At 70.2% G+C, this 17,869-nt stretch carries 15 protein-coding genes; 10 read left to right on the top strand and 5 right to left on the bottom strand.

Annotated elements, in window-relative coordinates:
* Window positions 1-46 precede the first annotated feature (46 nt).
* From glmS to groL, 5 genes are all read left to right on the top strand, one after another.
* The gene (glmS, locus tag Q0A34_RS00620) at window positions 47-1,921 is read left to right on the top strand and encodes a glutamine--fructose-6-phosphate transaminase (isomerizing) (RefSeq protein WP_291477447.1); all 1,875 of its coding nucleotides are present in this window, start codon (window positions 47-49) and stop codon (window positions 1,919-1,921) included.
* A gap of 18 nt (window positions 1,922-1,939) precedes the next feature.
* Window positions 1,940-3,733, top strand: a complete 1,794-nt coding sequence (gene alr / locus Q0A34_RS00615) for an alanine racemase (RefSeq protein WP_291477445.1) — start codon at window positions 1,940-1,942, stop codon at window positions 3,731-3,733.
* 223 nt (window positions 3,734-3,956) lie between these two features.
* Window positions 3,957-6,368 (top strand): tRNA (adenosine(37)-N6)-threonylcarbamoyltransferase complex transferase subunit TsaD, encoded by a 2,412-nt coding sequence (gene tsaD / locus Q0A34_RS00610; protein WP_291477444.1) that lies wholly within the window; start codon window positions 3,957-3,959, stop codon window positions 6,366-6,368.
* Window positions 6,369-6,504: 136 nt separating this feature from the next.
* A complete protein-coding gene (groES, locus tag Q0A34_RS00605) occupies window positions 6,505-6,810 on the top strand; it encodes a co-chaperone GroES (protein ID WP_075811378.1) in 306 nt (101 codons plus the stop codon).
* 10 nt (window positions 6,811-6,820) lie between these two features.
* Window positions 6,821-8,434, top strand: a complete 1,614-nt coding sequence (groL, locus tag Q0A34_RS00600; protein WP_291477443.1) for a chaperonin GroEL — start codon at window positions 6,821-6,823, stop codon at window positions 8,432-8,434.
* A gap of 119 nt (window positions 8,435-8,553) precedes the next feature.
* Here groL and Q0A34_RS00595 read toward each other — a convergent pair whose 3' ends face one another.
* Window positions 8,554-8,871: a WhiB family transcriptional regulator gene (locus tag Q0A34_RS00595; RefSeq protein ID WP_291477442.1), complete on the bottom strand. Its 318-nt coding sequence runs from the start codon at window positions 8,869-8,871 to the stop codon at window positions 8,554-8,556.
* Between the two features lie 321 nt (window positions 8,872-9,192).
* Between Q0A34_RS00595 and Q0A34_RS00590 the strand changes: the two genes are divergently transcribed.
* Together Q0A34_RS00590 and Q0A34_RS00585 are read left to right on the top strand one after the other, a co-directional pair.
* Complete coding sequence (locus Q0A34_RS00590) at window positions 9,193-9,777, top strand: sigma-70 family RNA polymerase sigma factor (protein WP_291477441.1); 585 nt, start codon at window positions 9,193-9,195, stop codon at window positions 9,775-9,777.
* Window positions 9,777-10,652: a hypothetical protein gene (locus Q0A34_RS00585; RefSeq protein WP_291477440.1), complete on the top strand. Its 876-nt coding sequence runs from the start codon at window positions 9,777-9,779 to the stop codon at window positions 10,650-10,652. The genes Q0A34_RS00590 and Q0A34_RS00585 overlap by 1 nt, the downstream gene beginning before the upstream one ends.
* Before the next feature lie 63 nt (window positions 10,653-10,715).
* On the opposite strand, the gene Q0A34_RS00580 is transcribed toward Q0A34_RS00585, so the two are convergent.
* Window positions 10,716-11,123: a DUF5319 domain-containing protein gene (locus tag Q0A34_RS00580; protein ID WP_291477439.1), complete on the bottom strand. Its 408-nt coding sequence runs from the start codon at window positions 11,121-11,123 to the stop codon at window positions 10,716-10,718.
* 180 nt (window positions 11,124-11,303) lie between these two features.
* Between Q0A34_RS00580 and guaB the strand changes: the two genes are divergently transcribed.
* Both guaB and Q0A34_RS00570 read left to right on the top strand, forming a co-directional pair.
* A complete protein-coding gene (gene guaB, locus Q0A34_RS00575) occupies window positions 11,304-12,833 on the top strand; it encodes an IMP dehydrogenase (RefSeq protein ID WP_291477438.1) in 1,530 nt (509 codons plus the stop codon).
* A gap of 7 nt (window positions 12,834-12,840) precedes the next feature.
* Complete coding sequence (locus Q0A34_RS00570) at window positions 12,841-13,992, top strand: GuaB3 family IMP dehydrogenase-related protein (RefSeq protein WP_291477437.1); 1,152 nt, start codon at window positions 12,841-12,843, stop codon at window positions 13,990-13,992.
* Window positions 13,993-14,049: 57 nt separating this feature from the next.
* On the opposite strand, the gene Q0A34_RS00565 is transcribed toward Q0A34_RS00570, so the two are convergent.
* Together Q0A34_RS00565 and Q0A34_RS00560 are read right to left on the bottom strand one after the other, a co-directional pair.
* Entirely contained in the window at window positions 14,050-14,310 is a 261-nt protein-coding gene (locus Q0A34_RS00565; RefSeq protein WP_291477436.1) for a hypothetical protein, read from the bottom strand.
* Window positions 14,307-15,614: a Na/Pi symporter gene (locus Q0A34_RS00560; protein WP_291477434.1), complete on the bottom strand. Its 1,308-nt coding sequence runs from the start codon at window positions 15,612-15,614 to the stop codon at window positions 14,307-14,309. The genes Q0A34_RS00565 and Q0A34_RS00560 overlap by 4 nt, the downstream gene beginning before the upstream one ends.
* 240 nt (window positions 15,615-15,854) lie before the next feature.
* Between Q0A34_RS00560 and guaA the strand changes: the two genes are divergently transcribed.
* On the top strand, window positions 15,855-17,399 hold the full coding sequence (guaA, locus tag Q0A34_RS00555) for a glutamine-hydrolyzing GMP synthase (RefSeq protein WP_291477543.1): 1,545 nt from the start codon (window positions 15,855-15,857) through the stop codon (window positions 17,397-17,399).
* 69 nt (window positions 17,400-17,468) lie between these two features.
* On the opposite strand, the gene Q0A34_RS00550 is transcribed toward guaA, so the two are convergent.
* The coding region (locus tag Q0A34_RS00550) for a hypothetical protein (protein WP_363316411.1) at window positions 17,469-17,869 on the bottom strand (401 nt) is incomplete at its 5' end.

Genomic DNA, 17,869 nt, shown 5'->3' with positions numbered 1-17,869 from the left:
GGACGCGGTTCACGGGCGGGGAAGGCGACCAGTATTGTTGTCCGGTATGTGTGGCATCGTTGGATACATCGGAAGCGCCCGGAGCTCCGCCAAGGCACTTGACGTCGGTCTGGAGGCCCTGGCCAGGATGGAGTACCGGGGCTACGACTCCGCCGGTATCGCCGTCATCTCGGACGGGGACATCGAGGTCGAGAAGAAGGCAGGCAAGCTGGCGAACCTGCAGCAGCGGATCGCCGAGACCGGTGCGGACAGGTTCGACGGGAAGGCCTGCATCGGCCACACCCGGTGGGCCACGCACGGGCGTCCCAACGACGTCAACGCGCACCCGCACGTCTCCTTCGACGGCAAGGCCGTGATCGTCCACAACGGCATCATCGAGAACTTCGCCCCGCTGCGCGCGGAGATCGAGGCCGCGGGCATCGAACTGACCAGTGAGACCGACTCCGAGGTCGCCGCCCATCTGCTCGCCCTGGCATACGCCGGCGGGCCGACGGCGGGGGACCTGGAGGCGTCCGCCCTGTCGGTGCTGCGGCGTCTCGAGGGCGCGTTCACCGTGCTGTTCGCCCACGCGGACGAGCCGGGCATGATCGTCGCCGGCCGCCGCTCCACCCCCCTGATCGTCGGCGTCGGCGAGGACGGCATGTTCCTCGGCTCCGACGTCGCTGGTTTCATCGCTCACACCCGTGAGGCGGTGGAGCTCGACGAGAACAACGCGGTGGTGATCACCGCCGACGGCTACCGCGTCATGGACTTCGACGGCACCCCCACCGAGGGGCGTCCCTTCACCATCGACTGGGACCTCGCCGCCGCGGAGAAGGGCGGATTCGACTCCTTCATGATGAAGGAGATCTTCGAGCAGCCCGCCGCGGTGCGCGACACGCTCGCCGGACACTTCGTCGACGGGCGGGTGGTGCTCGACGAGCAGCGGCTGTCCGACGACGACCTGCGGCAGGTCGAGAAGGTCTTCGTGGTGGCCTGCGGTTCGGCCTACCATTCCGGGCTGCTGGCGAAGTACGCCATCGAGCACTGGGTGCGGCTGCCCGTGGAGATCGAGGTCGCCAGCGAGTTCCGCTACCGCGACCCGGTCCTCGACCGGCAGACGCTCGTCGTCGCGGTGTCCCAGTCCGGCGAGACGGCCGACACCCTGGAGGCCGTCCGGCACGCCAAGAAGCAGGGCGCCCGGGTGCTCGCGGTGTGCAACACCAACGGATCGCAGATCCCCCGCGAGGCGGACGCCGTGCTCTACACCCACGCCGGCCCCGAGATCGGCGTCGCCTCCACCAAGGCCTTCCTGGCCCAGGTCGCGGCGAACTACATCGTGGGCCTGGCACTGGCGCAGGCGCGCGGGACGAAGTTCTCCGACGAGATCGAGGCGACCTACCGGCAGCTCGAGGAAATCCCGGGCAAGATCGAGAAAGTGCTCGAGCTCAAGGACACCGTCCTGGAACTGGCGGCGGAACTCGGCCCGATCCCCACGATGCTCTTCCTCGGCCGCCACGTCGGCTACCCGGTCGCGCTCGAGGGTGCGTTGAAGCTCAAGGAGCTGGCCTACATCCACGCCGAGGGGTTCCCCGCCGGGGAGCTCAAGCACGGTCCCATCGCCCTGATCGAGGATGACCTCCCTGTGGTCGTGGTGGTGCCGTCACCGCAGGGCCGGGAGATCCTGCACTCGAAGATCGTGACCAACATCCAGGAGATCCGGGCACGTGGTGCCCGCACCATCGTCATCGCCGAGGAGGGCGACGAGGCTGTGCGGCCCTTCGCCAACGACCTGCTGGAGATCCCGCAGTGCCCGACACTGCTCCAGCCGCTGCTCTCGACGGTGCCGCTGCAGTTCCTCTCCGCCGAGATCGCCCGTCAGTGCGGGAACACCGACATCGACAAGCCGCGGAACCTGGCCAAGTCAGTGACCGTGGAATAGGCCCGGGGTGCAGTGGTGATGACTGAACAGTCCGGCCGTGCCCCCCACGACCTCCCCGACCCCGCCGACCCTGTCGACCACTGTCTCGCCGAGGTCGTCGTCGACCTCTCCGCCGTGGCGCACAACGTGCGCACCCTGGCACGTGTCGCCGCCCCGGCCGGTGTGATGGCGATCGTGAAGGCTGACGGTTACAACCACGGCATGGTCGACGTCGCCCGCACCGCGTTGGACGCCGGTGCGGTCGCCCTCGGCGTGGCGACACTAGGTGAGGCACTGGCGTTGCGTGAGGCCGGGATCACCGCGCCGGTCACCGCGTGGATGTGGCTGCCGGACCCTGCACTGGAGGACATCTCCGCAGCCTGTTCCGCCGGGATCACCCTGGGGGTGCCGTCGGTGGAGCACCTCACCGCGGCGGTGGAGGCGTCACGCGGCGCGGTGGCGCGTGGGGAGGCCCCGCTGTCCGTCGGGCTGATGGCGGACACGGGTCTGTCCCGTTCCGGCATCGAGGCGGCACGGTGGGGTGAGGCGGTGTCGTCGGCGGCGGCGGCCGTCGGGGACGGTGTGCTCACCGTCACCGGGGTGCTGTCCCACCTGGCCAGTGCCGACGACCCGTCGTCCCAGGTGACCGATCTGCAGGCACGTCGTTTCGTCGCGGCGGTGGAGGCGTGCCGGGCGGCCGGTCTGGACGTGCCGGTCAACCACATCGCGAACACCCCGGCGACGCTGTCGCGGCCGGACCTGCGGCACGAGATGGTCCGTCCCGGGGTGAGCGTGTACGGCGTGTACGCCGTGGACCCGGCGGTGATACCGGCCGGGGAGAGCGGTCCGGTGGAGCTGCGTGAGGCGATGACCGTCCGGGCGAGGGTGGTCACCACCCGTGTCGTCCCGGCCGGTGAAGGGGTCAGCTACGGGCACCTGTGGCGGGCGGAACGCGACACACGTACCGCGGTCGTGGCGATGGGCTACGCCGACGGGCTGCCGCGGAGCATGTCGGGACGTTTCGGCGTCACTGTCGACGGGACGTGGTACCCGCAGATCGGCCGGGTGTGCATGGACCAGATCGTCATCGACCTGGGGCCGGCGGACGGGGAGGGCCCCGGTGCGTCCGTGCGTCCCGGGGACTGGGCGGTGGTCTTCGGGGCCGGGGGTCGTTCGGTCGAGGAGATCGCCGCCGCCGCGGACACGATCGCCTACGAGGTGCTCACCCTGCCGCGTGGCCGGGTGCGCCGGCGCGTCGTGCCCGCCGACGGTGGGGCGGGTGCGGCAGGTGCCGCCGACGTGTTCGCGTCGGGGTCCGGCAGCGTCGAGGTGCCCTCCGCTGACGCGATGCGTGGTCTCGGGCGTGAGCTCGGGGCCCGGTTGCGCGCCGGTGACGTCGTCGTGCTCACCGGGGCGCTCGGGGCGGGGAAGACGACCGTCACCCAGGGCATCGCAGCCGGGCTGGGGGTGAAGGGCCGGGTGCAGTCGCCGACGTTCACGATCGTCCGTGAGCACCGTCCCGGCAGCGCCACGGGGGAACGGCCCGGACTGCTGCACATGGACGCCTACCGTCTGCTCGGTGCCGGCGCTCACGGCGGGGGCGACGGTGCGCCGTCGCGGGAGGCGGTCCTCGACGCCCTGGAGTCCCTGGACATCGACGCCGACCTGGAGGACCGGGTGCTGGTGGCGGAGTGGGGCCGTGGTGTGGTCGAGACCCTCGCCCCGGAGCGTTGGATCGACATCGAGATCGACCGTGCCACCGGTGCCCCGGATGACGGCGACCTGCAGGACGACACTCCCCGTGTCCTGCGTTGGCGCTGGTCACGCGGGTAGCACATCTGAATCCCCCCGATAATATCCCCCATAAGCAGGATTGATTGGCGAGATTCTGTCCGCGGTGCCAAAATGGGTGACGGATCACCGTGAGGGGTGTATCCAGAGGCCCCGTCGCAATTGGAGAGTGCGACGGGGCTTCGCCTGTTCCGGGACAGTCCTCCGCAGGGGGCCGGTTCGTCGACTGTCCGGAGCCACGCACCGCGGACTAGGATCACTTGCCATGCATGTTCTCTCGGTCGACACCTCCACCTCCTTCGTCGTCGCGGGGGTGGTGGACTGTCCCCCTGGCACCGGTGGCGCCGGGAGCGCTTCCGTGGCGCCGCGTCTGCTCGCCGAACGGGTGGAACTCAATCCGCGGGGGCACATGGAGGTCCTCACCCCGAACATCCTGGCCTGCCTCGACGAGGCCGGCCTGACCCCGGACGACCTGGACGCGGTCGTGGTCGGTGTCGGCCCCGGCCCGTTCACCGGCCTACGGGTGGGGATGGCCACCGGCGCCGCCTTCGGTGACGCCCTCGGCATCCCCGTCCACGGCGTCCCGGGGCACCTCGCCACCGCCGCGGGGACGGGGGAGCGCCACCTGGTGGTGAGCGACGCCCGTCGCCGTGAGTGGTACTGGAGCCTGGTCGACGGTGCGACCGGGACGGTGCTCGACGGCCCGTCGGTCGCCGCGCCTGACGACGTCGTCGCCGGCCACCCCGGGGCGGACGTCCTGGCGTCCCGCGAGGTCGCCGCGCGTGCCGCGGAGGTGCCGGGGTGGACGGTGGCGGACGCCGACGCCCGACCCACCCCGGTCGGGCTCGTGACGGCGGCGGTGCAGCGTCTCGGGGGACCCGAAGGGCTGTCGCGGCCCGGCGAGCCGCTGCGGGCGCTGTACCTGCGGCGCCCCGATGCTGTGGAGCCGAAGAAGGTGCAGGTCTCCGCGGCGCTCGACTTCAGCGGCGTGGAGTCCGGCCCCACCGGCGCGCAGGACGCGCCCGGCACCGCGCCGTCGGACGGTGACGTGCGGCAGGAGGCCCCGGCCGTGGGGCCGCTGTCCCCGGAGGCTGCAGCCCGGTGCGCCGAGATCGAGGCGGAGCTCTTCGCCGGCGACTCCCCGTGGCCGGAGGCCGGCTTCGTCGGCGAGATCACCGCGCCCAACACCGTGTACCTCGGGCTGGTCACCGGGCAGGGAACCCCGCGGGAACGGCTGGTCGGCTTCGCCGGTCTGGCGAAGAACGGCCCGGCCGGTGACCCCGAGTTCGAGGTCCACACCATCGGGGTCGAGGCGGCAGCGCAGGGACGCGGGTGGTCCCGGCTGCTGATGGACCCGCTGATGGAGCTGGCGGACCGGGAGGACGGCCCTGTCTACCTCGAGGTCCGCACCGACAATGACGCGGCGGTCAGCCTCTACCGCAGCTACGGCTTCGAGATCACCGGAACCCGCCGCAACTACTACCGTCCCTCCGGTGCGGACGCCTACACGATGTGCCGTCCGCCGCTTTCCCGGCGGGTGGCCGAGGCGCCGCAGCTGATCATGGGGATCGAGAGCTCATGCGACGAGACCGGCGTGGGGATCGTCGAACTGCACGCCGACGGCACGGTCCGGCAGGTGTCGAACCGGGTGGCGTCGTCGATGGAGCAGCACGCCCGCTTCGGCGGGGTGGTCCCGGAGATCGCCTCCCGCGCGCACCTGGAGTCGACGGGCCCGACCATGGCGGCGGCGTTGGGCGACCTGGAACGGGCCACCCGGGCCCGGTGGGGCACCGGCCGTCGGCGTCCGGACGCGGTCGCGGCGACCGTCGGGCCCGGTCTCGCAGGGGCACTGCTGGTCGGTGCGGCGGCGGCGAAGGCCTACGCCGCCGCCTGGGGCGTGCCGTTCTACGGCGTCAACCACCTCGGCGGGCACGTCGCCGTGGGCACACTCGAGGTCGACGGGGGCGCCGACAGTGCCGACAGTGCCGACAGTGCTGTCGGGGACCTCGACCGTGCCGTCGCGTTGCTGGTCAGCGGCGGGCACACCCAGATTCTCCGGGTCAACGGCGTGGGGCGTCCGATGGAGGAACTCGGCTCCACCCTCGACGACGCCGCCGGGGAGGCCTACGACAAGGTGGCACGTCTGCTCGGGCTCGGTTACCCGGGCGGGCCGGTGATCGACCGTCTGGCCGCTGCGGGCGACCCCGCGGCGATCGCCTTCCCGCGGGGTATGAGCCGGCCGGGGGACGCCGCCTACGACTTCTCCTTCTCCGGGCTCAAGACGGCCGTCGCACGCTTCGTGGAGAAGGCTGCGGCGGAGGGGCGCAGTGTGCCGGTCGAGGACGTGTGCGCCTCCTTCCAGGAGGCGGTGGTGGACGTGCTGACCGCCAAGGCGGTCCGTGCGTGTGTCGACACCGGTGCCACGGTGATGCTGCTCGGCGGGGGAGTGTCCGCCAACCGGCGTCTGCGGGCGCTGGCGCAGGAGCGGTGTGCGGCGGCCGGGGTGCGTCTGGTCGTCCCCGCACTGCCGTTGTGCACGGACAACGGGGTGATGGTCGCGGCGTTGGCGGCGCGTCTCATCGAGGCCGGTGCGCCGGCCAGCTCGCTGGATGCCGCGACGGACCCCTCGATGGATGTGGAGGTGCCGGTGTTGGCACCCTCCCCGGTTGAGGGCTAGCACTTGGCAGGGTAGAGTGCCAAGTGGTTGTGTGACACACAGTTGTTCACCCGCGACGACGGCTGTGCAGGATATACCAACCGGAAAACAAGACAATTCCGATCACTGCATGTACGCAAACACGGAGGTATTCAACGTGGCTAACGTCAACATCAAGCCGCTCGAGGACCGCGTCCTCGTCCAGATCGTCGAGGCCGAGACGACCACCGCATCCGGTCTGGTCATCCCGGACTCCGCGAAGGAGAAGCCGCAGGAGGCCACCGTCGTGGCCGTCGGCCCGGGCCGTTGGCACGACGATGACGACCGCATCCCGATGGACGTCGAGGTCGGCGACACGGTCGTGTTCTCCCGCTACGGCGGCACCGAGCTCAAGTACGACGGGGAAGAGTACCTGCTGCTCAACCAGCGCGACATCCTCGCCGTCGTCGACTCCGCGAAGTAGGGCGTGACGCATGGCTAAACTCATCGCATTCGACGAGGAGGCCCGCAAGGGGCTCCAGCGCGGTGTGGACACGCTGGCGGACTCGGTGCGCGTCACCCTCGGCCCCAAGGGCCGTAACGTCGTCCTCGACAAGGCCTTCGGTGGTCCGACCGTGACCAACGACGGTGTGACCATCGCCCGCGACATCGACCTCGAGGACCCCTTCGAGAACCTCGGTGCGCAGCTGGTCAAGTCCGTCGCCGTGAAGACCAACGACATCGCCGGTGACGGCACCACGACCGCCACCCTGCTCGCGCAGGCTCTCATCAACGAGGGCATGCGCATCGTCGCCGCAGGCGGCAACCCGATCGCCGTCAACGAGGGCATCTCCGTGGCCGCCGACAAGGTCATCGAGCTGCTCCAGCAGCGCGCCGAGCCGGTCGCCGACTCCGCCGCGATCGCCAACGTCGCCACGGTGTCCTCGCGTGACGAGGGCATCGGCGCCAAGGTCGCCGAGGCCATGGAGACCGTCGGCAAGGACGGTGTCCTCACCGTCGAGGAGTCGCAGTCCCTGGTGGACGAGCTCGTCGTCACCGAGGGCGTCTCCTTCGACAAGGGCTACCTGTCGCCGTACTTCGTCACCGAGGAGGAGTCGGCCCAGGCGATCCTGGAGAACCCGGCCATCCTGCTGGTGCGCGACAAGATCAGCTCCCTGCCCGACTTCCTGCCCGTGCTCGAGCAGGTCGCCAAGGCAGGCAAGGAACTGTTCATCGTCGCCGAGGACGTCGACGGCGAGCCGCTGCAGATGCTGGTTGTCAACTCCATCCGCAAGTCCATCAAGGCAGTGGCCGTGAAGTCCCCGTACTTCGGTGACCGCCGCAAGGCGTTCATGGACGACCTCGCCGTCGTCACCGGTGCCACCGTGGTGGACAAGGAGATCGGGCAGTCGCTGTCCGAGATGACCCTGGAGCAGATGGGTTCGGCCCGTCGCATCACGGTCACCAAGGACGAGACCGTCATCGTCGACGGTGCCGGTACCGCCGAGGACCTCGAGGCACGTCGTGCCCAGATCCGTTCGGACATCGAGCGCACCGACTCCACCTGGGACCGCGAGAAGCTCGAGGAGCGTCTGGCGAAGCTTTCCGGCGGTGTCGCCGTCATCCGTGCCGGCGGTGCCACCGAGACCGAGGTCAACGAGCGCAAGCTGCGCGTCGAGGACGCCATCAACGCCGCCCGTGCCGCCGCACAGGAGGGCGTGATCGCCGGTGGCGGATCTGTCCTGGTGCAGATCGCCACCGAACTCGAGGAGTTCGCCGCCGGTTTCGAGGGCGACAAGGCCGTCGGTGTGAAGGCACTGGCACGCGCCCTGCGTCGTCCGGCCTACTGGATCGCCGACAACGCCGGTCTCGACGGGGCCGTCGTGGTCTCGAAGATCGCCGAGCTGGGCAACGGTGAGGGCTACAACGCCGCCACCGGTTCCTACGGCAACCTGCTGGAGCAGGGGATCATCGACCCGGTGAAGGTCACCCACTCCGCCGTCGTCAACGCGACCTCCGTGGCACGCATGGTGCTCACCACAGAGACCGCCGTCGTCGACAAGCCTGCGGAGGCAGCCTCCGCCGCCGGCCACGGACACCACCACTAGTGGTGCTCCGCCGTCGCGGCTGAGCCCGTCCCGCGGGTGGCTCCCGCGGTTGGCTCTGAGGCCCCCGCCCCCGGTCACGTCGTTGACCGGGGGCGGGGGCCTCTCTCCGTGTGCCGGGGTCAGGACGCCAGGCGGCGGTTCTCCCGGGCGGGGCGGAGGCGGCCCCGCCCTCCCTGGGCGGCGGCGCGCTCGGACTCGCCCATGCCGCCCCAGATCCCGTAGACCTCGCCGACACTGAGGGCGTGTTCGCGGCACTGGGCCAGCACCGGGCACTCGTTGCAGATTGCCTTGGCGCGGTGCTCGCGGAGGGCGCGGGCTCGGCCACGCTCCCCGTCAGGGTGGAAGAAGACGGCGGACTCTGCCCCACGGCAGGAGCCGTGGAGCTGCCAGTCCCAGAATGCGGTGGCGGGGCCGGGGAGGTCGCTCGTCTGTGGCATGGCTGTTCTCCTGTAGTAGATCGCGGTTGCTCTCGCGGATGCCGGTGTTCCTTCGTTCTGTCTCCACCGTTCTCCGACGCTCCCCAGGGTCGTCCCCGTGTGTGAACAACAGGTGTCCGCAAGCTGTTCACGGTGTGACATTTTCCGGCCCCCTCCTGCGGCGGGCGTGTCGCGGTGGGTTCCGGACGGTTTGTCCGCGGTCGTCGGCTATCCCCGGGTGAATCCCGGGTGCGAGGAATGCTGTGGTAATTTCAGCCCACAGGCAGGTGAGCTTCACCGGCGTACCCACAACCTGCCCTGACCGTGGTTTGCACGAGGACTATGACAGCGACAGATGACATCGACGAGGCACTGCCCCGTCTCGTACCCTCCGCAGTGGAGGGGGACGGGCGGGCGCTCCAGCGCATCATCGATCTCATCCACCCGCCGGTCGTGCGTTACTGCCGGGCGCGGGTCCCGTCCACGAAGTACCCCACCCCCGAGGACCTGGCGCAGGAGATCTGCCTCGCGGTGGCCCGGGCGATCCCCGGGTACGAGGACCAGGGGAAACCCTTCATGGCGTTCGTGTACCGCATCGCCGCGAACAAGATCGTCGACGCGCGTCGTTCGCAGTCCCGGGACCTGTCCATGCCCACCGACGAGGTGCCGGACCAGGAGGTGGTGACGACCACCCCGGAGACGGTCGCCATGGACATGAGCTCCTGTAACGAAGTGGTCCAGCTGCTCGATACGCTCAGTGACAAGGCACGGCAGATCGTCACTCTCAGGGTCTTCGGCGGCTACTCCGCCGAGGAGACGGCGGAGATCGTCGGCTCGACCGCCGGTGCGGTGCGTGTCGCACAGTTCAGGGCGTTGGCCAAGATGCGGGAGACTCTGGAATCCCGTGAGACTTCGAGGACGGAATGATGGACGAGCACAGGTGGGACCCGCAGGGTTTCGACGACGACACCGCGAACGGTGCCGACGTCGATGCCGTGCACGCGGCCGACCGGATGCTGGACGCCATCGCCGCCGGGGGGAAGGTCGACGGGGACGACCGGCTGGTGCGGCTCCTCGTCGAGGCGCGTGCCGCGAGTGAGCGGGACATCCCGGCGCCGCCCGTCGTCGACCCTGCGCAGCTGGAGGACGCTGACCCGCAGGTGACGTCGCTGGCGGGCCGTCGGCGACGGCGCGCGATGCGGCGCGCCGGAGGGGTCGCGGCGCTGGGGGGAGTGTCCCTGACCTCCCTGCTGGTCGGCAGCGGTGTCGCTGCGGCGCTCGTCGTCGGCGGCTTCACCGTTGGTGCGTTGACGACGGGGAACTCCGGTGATTCCGGCCAGTCCGGTTCCGTCGTCGCCGGTTCGGCCGGTCAGGACCAGGACGGTTCGACGGGCACGGCACGGCGTTCCGGCGGGTCCGCCACGGAGTCCTCGGAGCCGGGGCCCGGCGAGCACGGCGCCCCGGCGGACCGGGCCACCGACGACGACACCGTGGACCCTGGCGCCGACGCCGGTGGAATGGTCCTGGCGGAGCCGGAGTCCGGTGAGGACGCCCAGTCCGTCGAGCAGACCGACACGACCGGTGACGGCGGTACGGGTGCCGACGGGGGAGAGGTCGAGGGTGACGCCGACGGTGCCGAGACCCCCGGCGACGCGGCGGTGCCGGGCGGGCCGATGATCATGGCGGAACCGCAGCAGCGGGGCGAGGCGGCCCCGTCGAAGAGCTCCTCGTCGAGCTCCACCAGCCCGAGCAGCACGCCGAAGGCGCAGCGCGACTCGGACGAGGGCGAACCCACCCCCTGACATTCCCCGGGGCCGCCCGGCCCCACCCTGTGCCGGCCTGTGCGGCTCTCCCCGCGTGGTGCTCTAACGTCCCCAGGTGCGGAAGGTCCGCGGTCCCCGGCTCAGCCAGTCGGCCGCGTCCGCGTAGCCGGCACAGTAGTCCCAGGGCACGTAGAAGTCCGGGTCGGGGTCGGCGCCGGGCTCATGGACCGGGACAGGTCCGTCGTTGAGCATGGTCGACAGGTTGGACACCAGGATCGGCCAGTCGTAGTAGTGCAGCTCCTGGCAGTCGTCACAGGTCATCGCGATACCCAGGATCCCACGGGGCTCCAGCAGTTCACGGAAGCGGCGGACGTTGGCCAGGTCCTCGCGCAGGGCGTCGCGCTCCTCGTCGGACAGTGGCTCGTCCACCTCGTCGTCGAACAGGGCCGCCGGATCCTCCGGGTCATCGGCGAAGGGGTCCGGGGGCATCAGAGAGTCGTCGAAGTCCACGTCCTCGAGAGTACCCGCTGTGTACGGTGAGGGGAACAGCACCGTGCGCCCCGGGCGGTGTTCGGGGGTTCTGATGTCGGATAACGGTCGGCGAGGGGTTATCCTGTCCCGTAGAACCCCGACGACAGTTCCGGCTGATTCCGGTACGGACGTGTAAAGGATGCAGGAGGCCTGAACGGCATGACCGATGCCCAGCTTGTGACCACTGGTGGCGACGACCCGAGGAAGGTGGAGCTGGTCGGTCTGACGTTCGACGATGTCCTCCTGCTGCCCGCGGCGTCCGACATCATCCCCAACGAGGTCGTGACCACGACCCGGCTGACCCGGAACATCACCCTGAACGTCCCGGTGATCTCCGCGGCGATGGACACCGTCACCGAGGCGCGGATGGCCATCGGCATGGCGCGCCAGGGCGGCATGGGTGTGCTGCACCGCAACCTGTCGATCGAGGAGCAGGCCGAACAGGTCGAGATCGTCAAGCGCAGCGAGGCCGGTATGGTCACCGACCCGGTGACCTGCTCCCCCGAGATGACCATCGGCGAGGTCGACGAGATGTGCGCGCGCTACCGCATCTCCGGGCTGCCCGTCGTGGACGCCTCGGGACGGCTCGTGGGCATCTGCACCAACCGCGACATGCGTTTCGAGGAGGACTTCTCGGCGAAGGTCGCCGATGTCATGACCCCGATGCCGCTCGTCGTCGCGGAGAAGGGTGTCTCGGCCGACGCCGCGCTGCGGCTCCTGCGCGAGAACAAGGTCGAGAAGCTGCCCATCGTCGACGGTGAAGGAGTGCTCACCGGCCTGATCACGGTCAAGGACTTCGCGAAGCGGGAGAAGTTCCCCAACGCGGCCAAGGACTCCTCCGGACGGCTGCTCGTCGGCGCCTCGATCGGCACCGGCGAGGATTCCTGGCGACGGGCCGGCGCCCTGGTCGAGGCCGGTGTGGACGCCCTGGTCGTCGATACCGCCCACGCCCACAACACCGGTGTGCTGGAGATGGTCTCCCGGGTGAAGAAGGAGTTCGGTGACCGGGTCGACGTCATCGGCGGCAACCTCGCCACCCGCGGCGCCGCCGAGGCCATGATCGAGGCAGGGGCGGACGCCATCAAGGTCGGTATCGGCCCCGGCTCCATCTGCACCACCCGCGTCGTCGCCGGGGTCGGTGCACCGCAGATCACCGCGATCCTCGAGGCGGCGGTCCCGGCCCGCAAGGCAGGCGTCCCGATCATCGCCGACGGCGGTATGCAGTACTCCGGCGACATCGCCAAGGCGCTGGCGGCCGGTGCGTCCTCGGTGATGCTGGGCTCGCTGCTCGCCGGCACCAGCGAGGCGCCCGGTGAGATCACGGTCATCAACGGCAAGCAGTACAAGATGTACCGCGGCATGGGCTCGCTCGGGGCGATGAAGGGCCGTGGCCTGCACGGTGAACAGCGCTCCTACTCCAAGGACCGCTACTTCCAGGCCGACGTCACCAGCGAGGAGAAGCTGGTCCCCGAGGGCATCGAGGGGCGCATCCCCTTCCGCGGCAACGTGGAGACCATCATCTACCAGATGGTCGGCGGGCTCCGCGCCGCCATGGGCTACACCGGCTCCAAGACGGTCGAGGAGCTGAACGACGCGCACTTCGTCCAGATCACCGGTGCAGGGTTGCGCGAGTCGCACCCGCACGACATCCAGATGACCGTCGAAGCCCCGAACTACTACCAGCGTTAGGAAACCCATGCAGGAACAGGTGAACATCGGGATGGGACGGACGGCGCGCCGCGTCGTCGGATTCGACCAGATCAACATCGTGCCGTCACGGCGTACCCGGTCGTCCCACGACGTCGACACGACCTGGCGCATCGACGCCTACCGTTTCGACATCCCCTTCATGGCACATCCCTCGGATGCCGTGGTGACCCCGGAGTTCGCCGTGGAGTTCGGCAGGCTCGGCGGACTTCCCGTCATCAACGCCGAAGGGCTGTGGGGGCGCCACAGCGACCTGGAGGGCGCACTGGCGAAGGTGCGTGCCGCCGCCGGCGACTCCGACCCGCTCGGCCTTCCCGCCCCGGCCCACGCCGCACAGCGCGTCCTGCAGGAACTGCACTCCGCTCCGGTGGACCGCGGTCTGCTGGCCGAGCGTCTGGCCGAGGTCCGGGACTCCGGCGCCACCTTCGGTGTGCGTGTCTCCCCGCAGAACGCCCGTGACTTCGCCCCCGAACTGATCAAGGCCGGGATCGACCTGCTGGTGATCCAGGGGACCCTGGTGTCCGCCGAGCACGTGTACTCCAACGGTGAGCCGCTGAACCTCAAGGAGTTCATCGGGTCGGTGGACGTGCCGGTCATCGCCGGTGGTGTGGTGGACTACACCACGGCGATGCACCTCATGCGTACCGGTGCCGCCGGTGTGATCGTGGGCTCCGGCACCACGACGAACAGCCAGGCCCTGGGCATCGACGTGCCGATGGCCTCCGCCGTCGCCGACGCCGCGGCCGCCCGGCTGGACTACCTCGACGAGACCGGTGGCCGGTACGTCCACGTTATCGCCGACTCCCACCTGGAGGTCGCCGGTGACATCGCCAAGGCCATCGCCTGTGGCGCGGACGCGGTCTCACTGGGCGCACCGCTGGCGATGGCGGAGAGCTCGGGCGGGAAGGGCCACTTCTGGCCCTCTGTCGCGGCGCACCCCGGTCTGCCGCGCGGCGAGGCCGAGGCGGTCTACGGCACCTTCGGCTCCCGTGAGCCGCTGCCGCTGGAGAAGCTGCTGTTCGGCCCCACGGACAACCCCTACGGCGAGGAGAACCTGGTCGGCGGGCTGCGCCGGTCCATGGCCAAGTGCGGTTACACCGACCTGAAGAGCTTCCAGAAGGTCCCGCTCGCCGTCCGCTGACGGCTCCTGACGGTTCCTGACCGCTCCCGCCCGGGATCCGGCCGGTGCCTCGGCCGGTCAGCCGTCGGCCTGGCGGTCCACCCTGGGTTCCGCCCTGAGTTCCTCCAGGAGCTCCTCGAGGAACAGGCGGGTGTTGGCCCACTTCTCCGACGTGGCGTCGAGCAGGTGGGGGAGCTGCTCCACGGCGTCATGCTGTTCCCGTAGCCGACGGTGTTCGGCGAGTTCCTCACGCAGCGCCTGCAGGGCGTCCTCGGCGTCGCTGAGGACGCGTTCGAGCTGGTGCCCGGCGGGGTCGGGCGTGGCGCCGGAGGGGGTCACAGCACCACCGTCAGCAGGATCAGGGTGGCGGGCAGGACGAGGAAGACCCCGATGACCCACCCCGCCACGTACAGCTTGTTCCGGGCGCCGAGGCGGGCCAGGGTGGACGCCCCGGCGAGCGGGATCCACCGCAGGAAGGGCGTCCCGTAGATCAGCAGCAGGGCGAAGACGTTGTACAGGACGTGGACGAGTGCCGCCTGGAGGGCGAACTGCGCCTCCGGGCCGGTGAACGCGAAGGCGGCGATCAGCGCGGTGAGCGTGGTCCCGACGTTCGCACCGAGGGTGAAGGGGTAGACCTGCCGGAGGGAGAAGGTCCCGGACCCCGCCAGCGGCACGATCAGGGAGGTGGTGGTGGAGGAGGACTGCACCATCACCGTGATCAGCGTCCCGGAGGTGATGCCGGAGACCGGGCCACGCCCGATGGCGGTGTGCAGGACCCGTTTCGCGCGCCCGACCATCACCACCTTGAGCAGCTTGCCGATGACGTTGATCACCGCCAGGATCATCGCGATGCCCAGGAGGATGAGGATGACGCCGTCCCAGGGGCCGGGTACGGCGGAGAAGGCAGCGGTGATGGCGTCGCCCAACGGGTCGGTCACGCCGGTGACGGCGTTGCCGAGCCCGCCGAAGACGGCGGCGAGGATCCCGCCGTCGCTCCCCGCCATCCGGGTGGACAGCCAGTCCGAGCTCTTCTCCAGAACGCCGAAGACCAGTTCCAGGGGCAGGAAGATGACCACGGCGAGCAGGTTGTAGCAGTCGTGGATCGACGCCGCGGCGAAGGCCCGTCGGAAGGACTCGCGGTCGCGGACCATGCCGAGACTCACCAGGGTGCTGGTGAGGGTGGTGCCCACGTTGGCGCCCATGAGCATAGGGATCGCGGCGGCCATCGGCAGTCCGCCGGCGCACAGTCCGACAATGATGGCCGTCACGGTGGTGGAGGACTGGATCAGGGCGGTGGCCAGCAGTCCGATCATCAGGGCGACGAGGGGGTTGGAGGCGAAGGCGAAGAGTTCCTCCGCCTGTCCGCCGGTGGCCGCCTTGAATCCCCCGCCGACCACGGAGACCGCGGTGACCAGCAGGTAGATCCCCAGGGCGACGCAGAACCAGTTCGCCCAGGCGAGGGGGCGCCCGCGGAGTCCGAGGTTGCTGAGGCGGCCGGGCTGGTCGAACGGGCCGTGCGCCGGGGCGGACGGGGTGGTGCTGGCGACCTTCCCTTCCTCGGCACTGTCGACACTGTCGACGCTGTCGGCGCCGTCAGGGACGTCGGTGGTGGCGGGTGAGCGGTCGGTGACCTCTGCCGGCACGTGGGGCTCCATTCATGGTCGACGACGTGTCGAGGGGTGCTCCCGGTGAGTGTATGTCGTTCACCGCGCTGCGTGAAGTCCGGAGGTGAACAGGGGATGAAGTCTGCGGCGGGCGGTTGGCCGCCACCGACGGTCGCGGCCGGCGCGGTGTTCGGTAGAGTGAGCGTCGTGACACAACAGCAGCAGTCCGGAACATCCACCGGCAGTCCCCGTCCTGAAACCCGGCCGGCCCCGCGTCCTGTGCTGGTCGTCGACTTCGGCGCCCAGTACGCGCAGCTCATCGCACGTCGTGTGCGTGAGGCGCGGCTGTACTCCGAGGTCGTCCCCCACTCCATGTCCGTCGAGGAGGTGGCCGCGAAGAACCCGGCGGCCCTGATCCTCTCCGGCGGGCCGTCCTCCGTCTACGCCGACGGCGCCCCGGCGCTGCAGAAGGAACTGCTGGAGCTCGGCGTGCCGGTCCTCGGCATCTGCTACGGCTTCCAGGCGATGACCCACGCCCTCGGCGGCACGGTCTCGCACACCGGCGACCGCGAGTACGGCCGTACCGAGATCTCGGTCGACGGCGGTTCACTGCACGACGGCTTCGAGGCCACCCACCAGGCGTGGATGAGCCACGGCGACGCGGTGAGCGAGGCCCCGGAGGGCTTCACCGTGACCGCTCACTCCGACGGTGCCCCGGTGGCGGCCTTCGAGTGCCTGGACAGGCGTATGGCGGGCGTGCAGTACCACCCGGAGGTCCAGCACTCCCCGCACGGCCAGGAGGTGCTGACCCGCTTCCTCTACGATGTCGCGGGCCTGGAGCCCACCTGGACCGCCGGCAACATCGCCGAGCAGCTCGTCGAGGCCGTGCGTGAGCAGGTCGGCCCCGAGGGCCGTGCCATCTGCGCCCTGTCGGGCGGCGTGGATTCCGCGGTGGCTGCCGCGATCGTCCAGGAGGCCATCGGCGACCGTCTGACCTGTGTCTTCGTCGACCACGGGCTGCTGCGCGCCGGCGAGCGTGAGCAGGTGGAGCATGACTTCGTCAGCGCGACCGGCGCGAAGCTGGTCACCCTGGACGAGCGTGCGGCGTTCCTGGGCAAGCTCGCCGGCCTTACCGACCCGGAGGCCAAGCGTAAGGCGATCGGCGCGGAGTTCATCCGTTCCTTCGAGCGCGCGGTCGCCGGTGTGCTGGAGGATGCCCCGGAGGGCTCCTCGGTGGACTTCCTGGTCCAGGGGACGCTGTACCCGGACGTGGTGGAGTCCGGCGGCGGGTCGGGCACGGCCAACATCAAGAGCCACCACAATGTCGGCGGGCTGCCGGACGACGTGGAGTTCACCCTCGTCGAGCCTCTGCGTCTGCTGTTCAAGGACGAGGTCCGTGCGGTGGGCCGCGAGCTGGGGCTGCCGGAGGTCATCGTCGGCCGCCAGCCGTTCCCCGGCCCGGGCCTGGGTATCCGCATCATCGGTGAGGTCACCGAGGACCGTCTGGAGACCCTGCGTGCCGCGGACGCCATCGCCCGTGCGGAGCTCACCGCCGCCGGTCTGGACAACACGATCTGGCAGTGCCCGGTCGTGCTGCTCGCCGACGTGCGCTCGGTGGGTGTGCAGGGTGACCACCGTACCTACGGTCATCCCGTCGTCCTTCGTCCGGTGACCAGTGAGGACGCCATGACGGCGGACTGGACGCGGGTGCCCTACGAGACGCTGGAGCGGATCTCGACCCGGATCACCAACGAGGTGGCCGAGGTCAACCGGGTGGTGCTCGACGTCACGAGCAAGCCGCCGGGAACCATCGAGTGGGAGTAGGCGCCTCCCGCGCAGGTGACCCCCGTGGTCCGGACAGTGTGTCCGGACGACGGGGGTTTTCCGTGTGTCTCAGGCGGTGCGGGCGGTGCGGGCGGTGCGGGCGTCGAGGGCTGCGAGGTCCTCGAGTTCGCGGGTGCCGTCGAGGCGGGGGACGACCTGCCAGGAGTACACCCCGGCGACGGCCCAGACGATGACGGCGACGGCCCAGTTGTCGAACTCGAACGCGGGGACGAGCATCAGCGCGAGCCAGAGGGGGAACAGGGGGACCACCTGCTTGACGCGGGTGGTGTAGCGGTCGCCACGGGCCTCGACGGCGGCGCGGACGTCGCGACGGTACGGGTGGCTGAAGAGCCAGAGCAGCCCGGCGGCGAGGAACACCAGCATCAGCACGACGCGGAACCCGGTGGACAGCGGTGTGGCCAGCGCACCCACCCCGGCGCCGATGAGCACCGCGACGCCCGCGCGCAGGG

Origin of the sequence: Corynebacterium sp. (assembly GCF_022712195.1) — a bacterium.
GTDB lineage: Bacteria > Actinomycetota > Actinomycetes > Mycobacteriales > Mycobacteriaceae > Corynebacterium.
Note: the sequence above shows the minus strand (reverse complement) of the source record. Positions and strands in the feature narration are given on the sequence as shown.

What these genes read in the sequence shown, in the direction of transcription:
- Q0A34_RS00585 (WP_291477440.1), top strand. Translation starts at nt 9,777, where the DNA reads ATGGACGAGCACAGGTGGGACCCGCAGGGTTTCGACGACGACACCGCG.
- tsaD (WP_291477444.1), top strand. Translation starts at nt 3,957, where the DNA reads ATGCATGTTCTCTCGGTCGACACCTCCACCTCCTTCGTCGTCGCGGGG.
- alr (WP_291477445.1), top strand. Translation starts at nt 1,940, where the DNA reads ATGACTGAACAGTCCGGCCGTGCCCCCCACGACCTCCCCGACCCCGCC.
- guaB (WP_291477438.1), top strand. Translation starts at nt 11,304, where the DNA reads ATGACCGATGCCCAGCTTGTGACCACTGGTGGCGACGACCCGAGGAAG.
- Q0A34_RS00595 (WP_291477442.1), bottom strand. Translation starts at nt 8,871, where the DNA reads ATGCCACAGACGAGCGACCTCCCCGGCCCCGCCACCGCATTCTGGGAC.
- Q0A34_RS00590 (WP_291477441.1), top strand. Translation starts at nt 9,193, where the DNA reads ATGACAGCGACAGATGACATCGACGAGGCACTGCCCCGTCTCGTACCC.
- groL (WP_291477443.1), top strand. Translation starts at nt 6,821, where the DNA reads ATGGCTAAACTCATCGCATTCGACGAGGAGGCCCGCAAGGGGCTCCAG.
- glmS (WP_291477447.1), top strand. Translation starts at nt 47, where the DNA reads ATGTGTGGCATCGTTGGATACATCGGAAGCGCCCGGAGCTCCGCCAAG.
- Q0A34_RS00570 (WP_291477437.1), top strand. Translation starts at nt 12,841, where the DNA reads ATGCAGGAACAGGTGAACATCGGGATGGGACGGACGGCGCGCCGCGTC.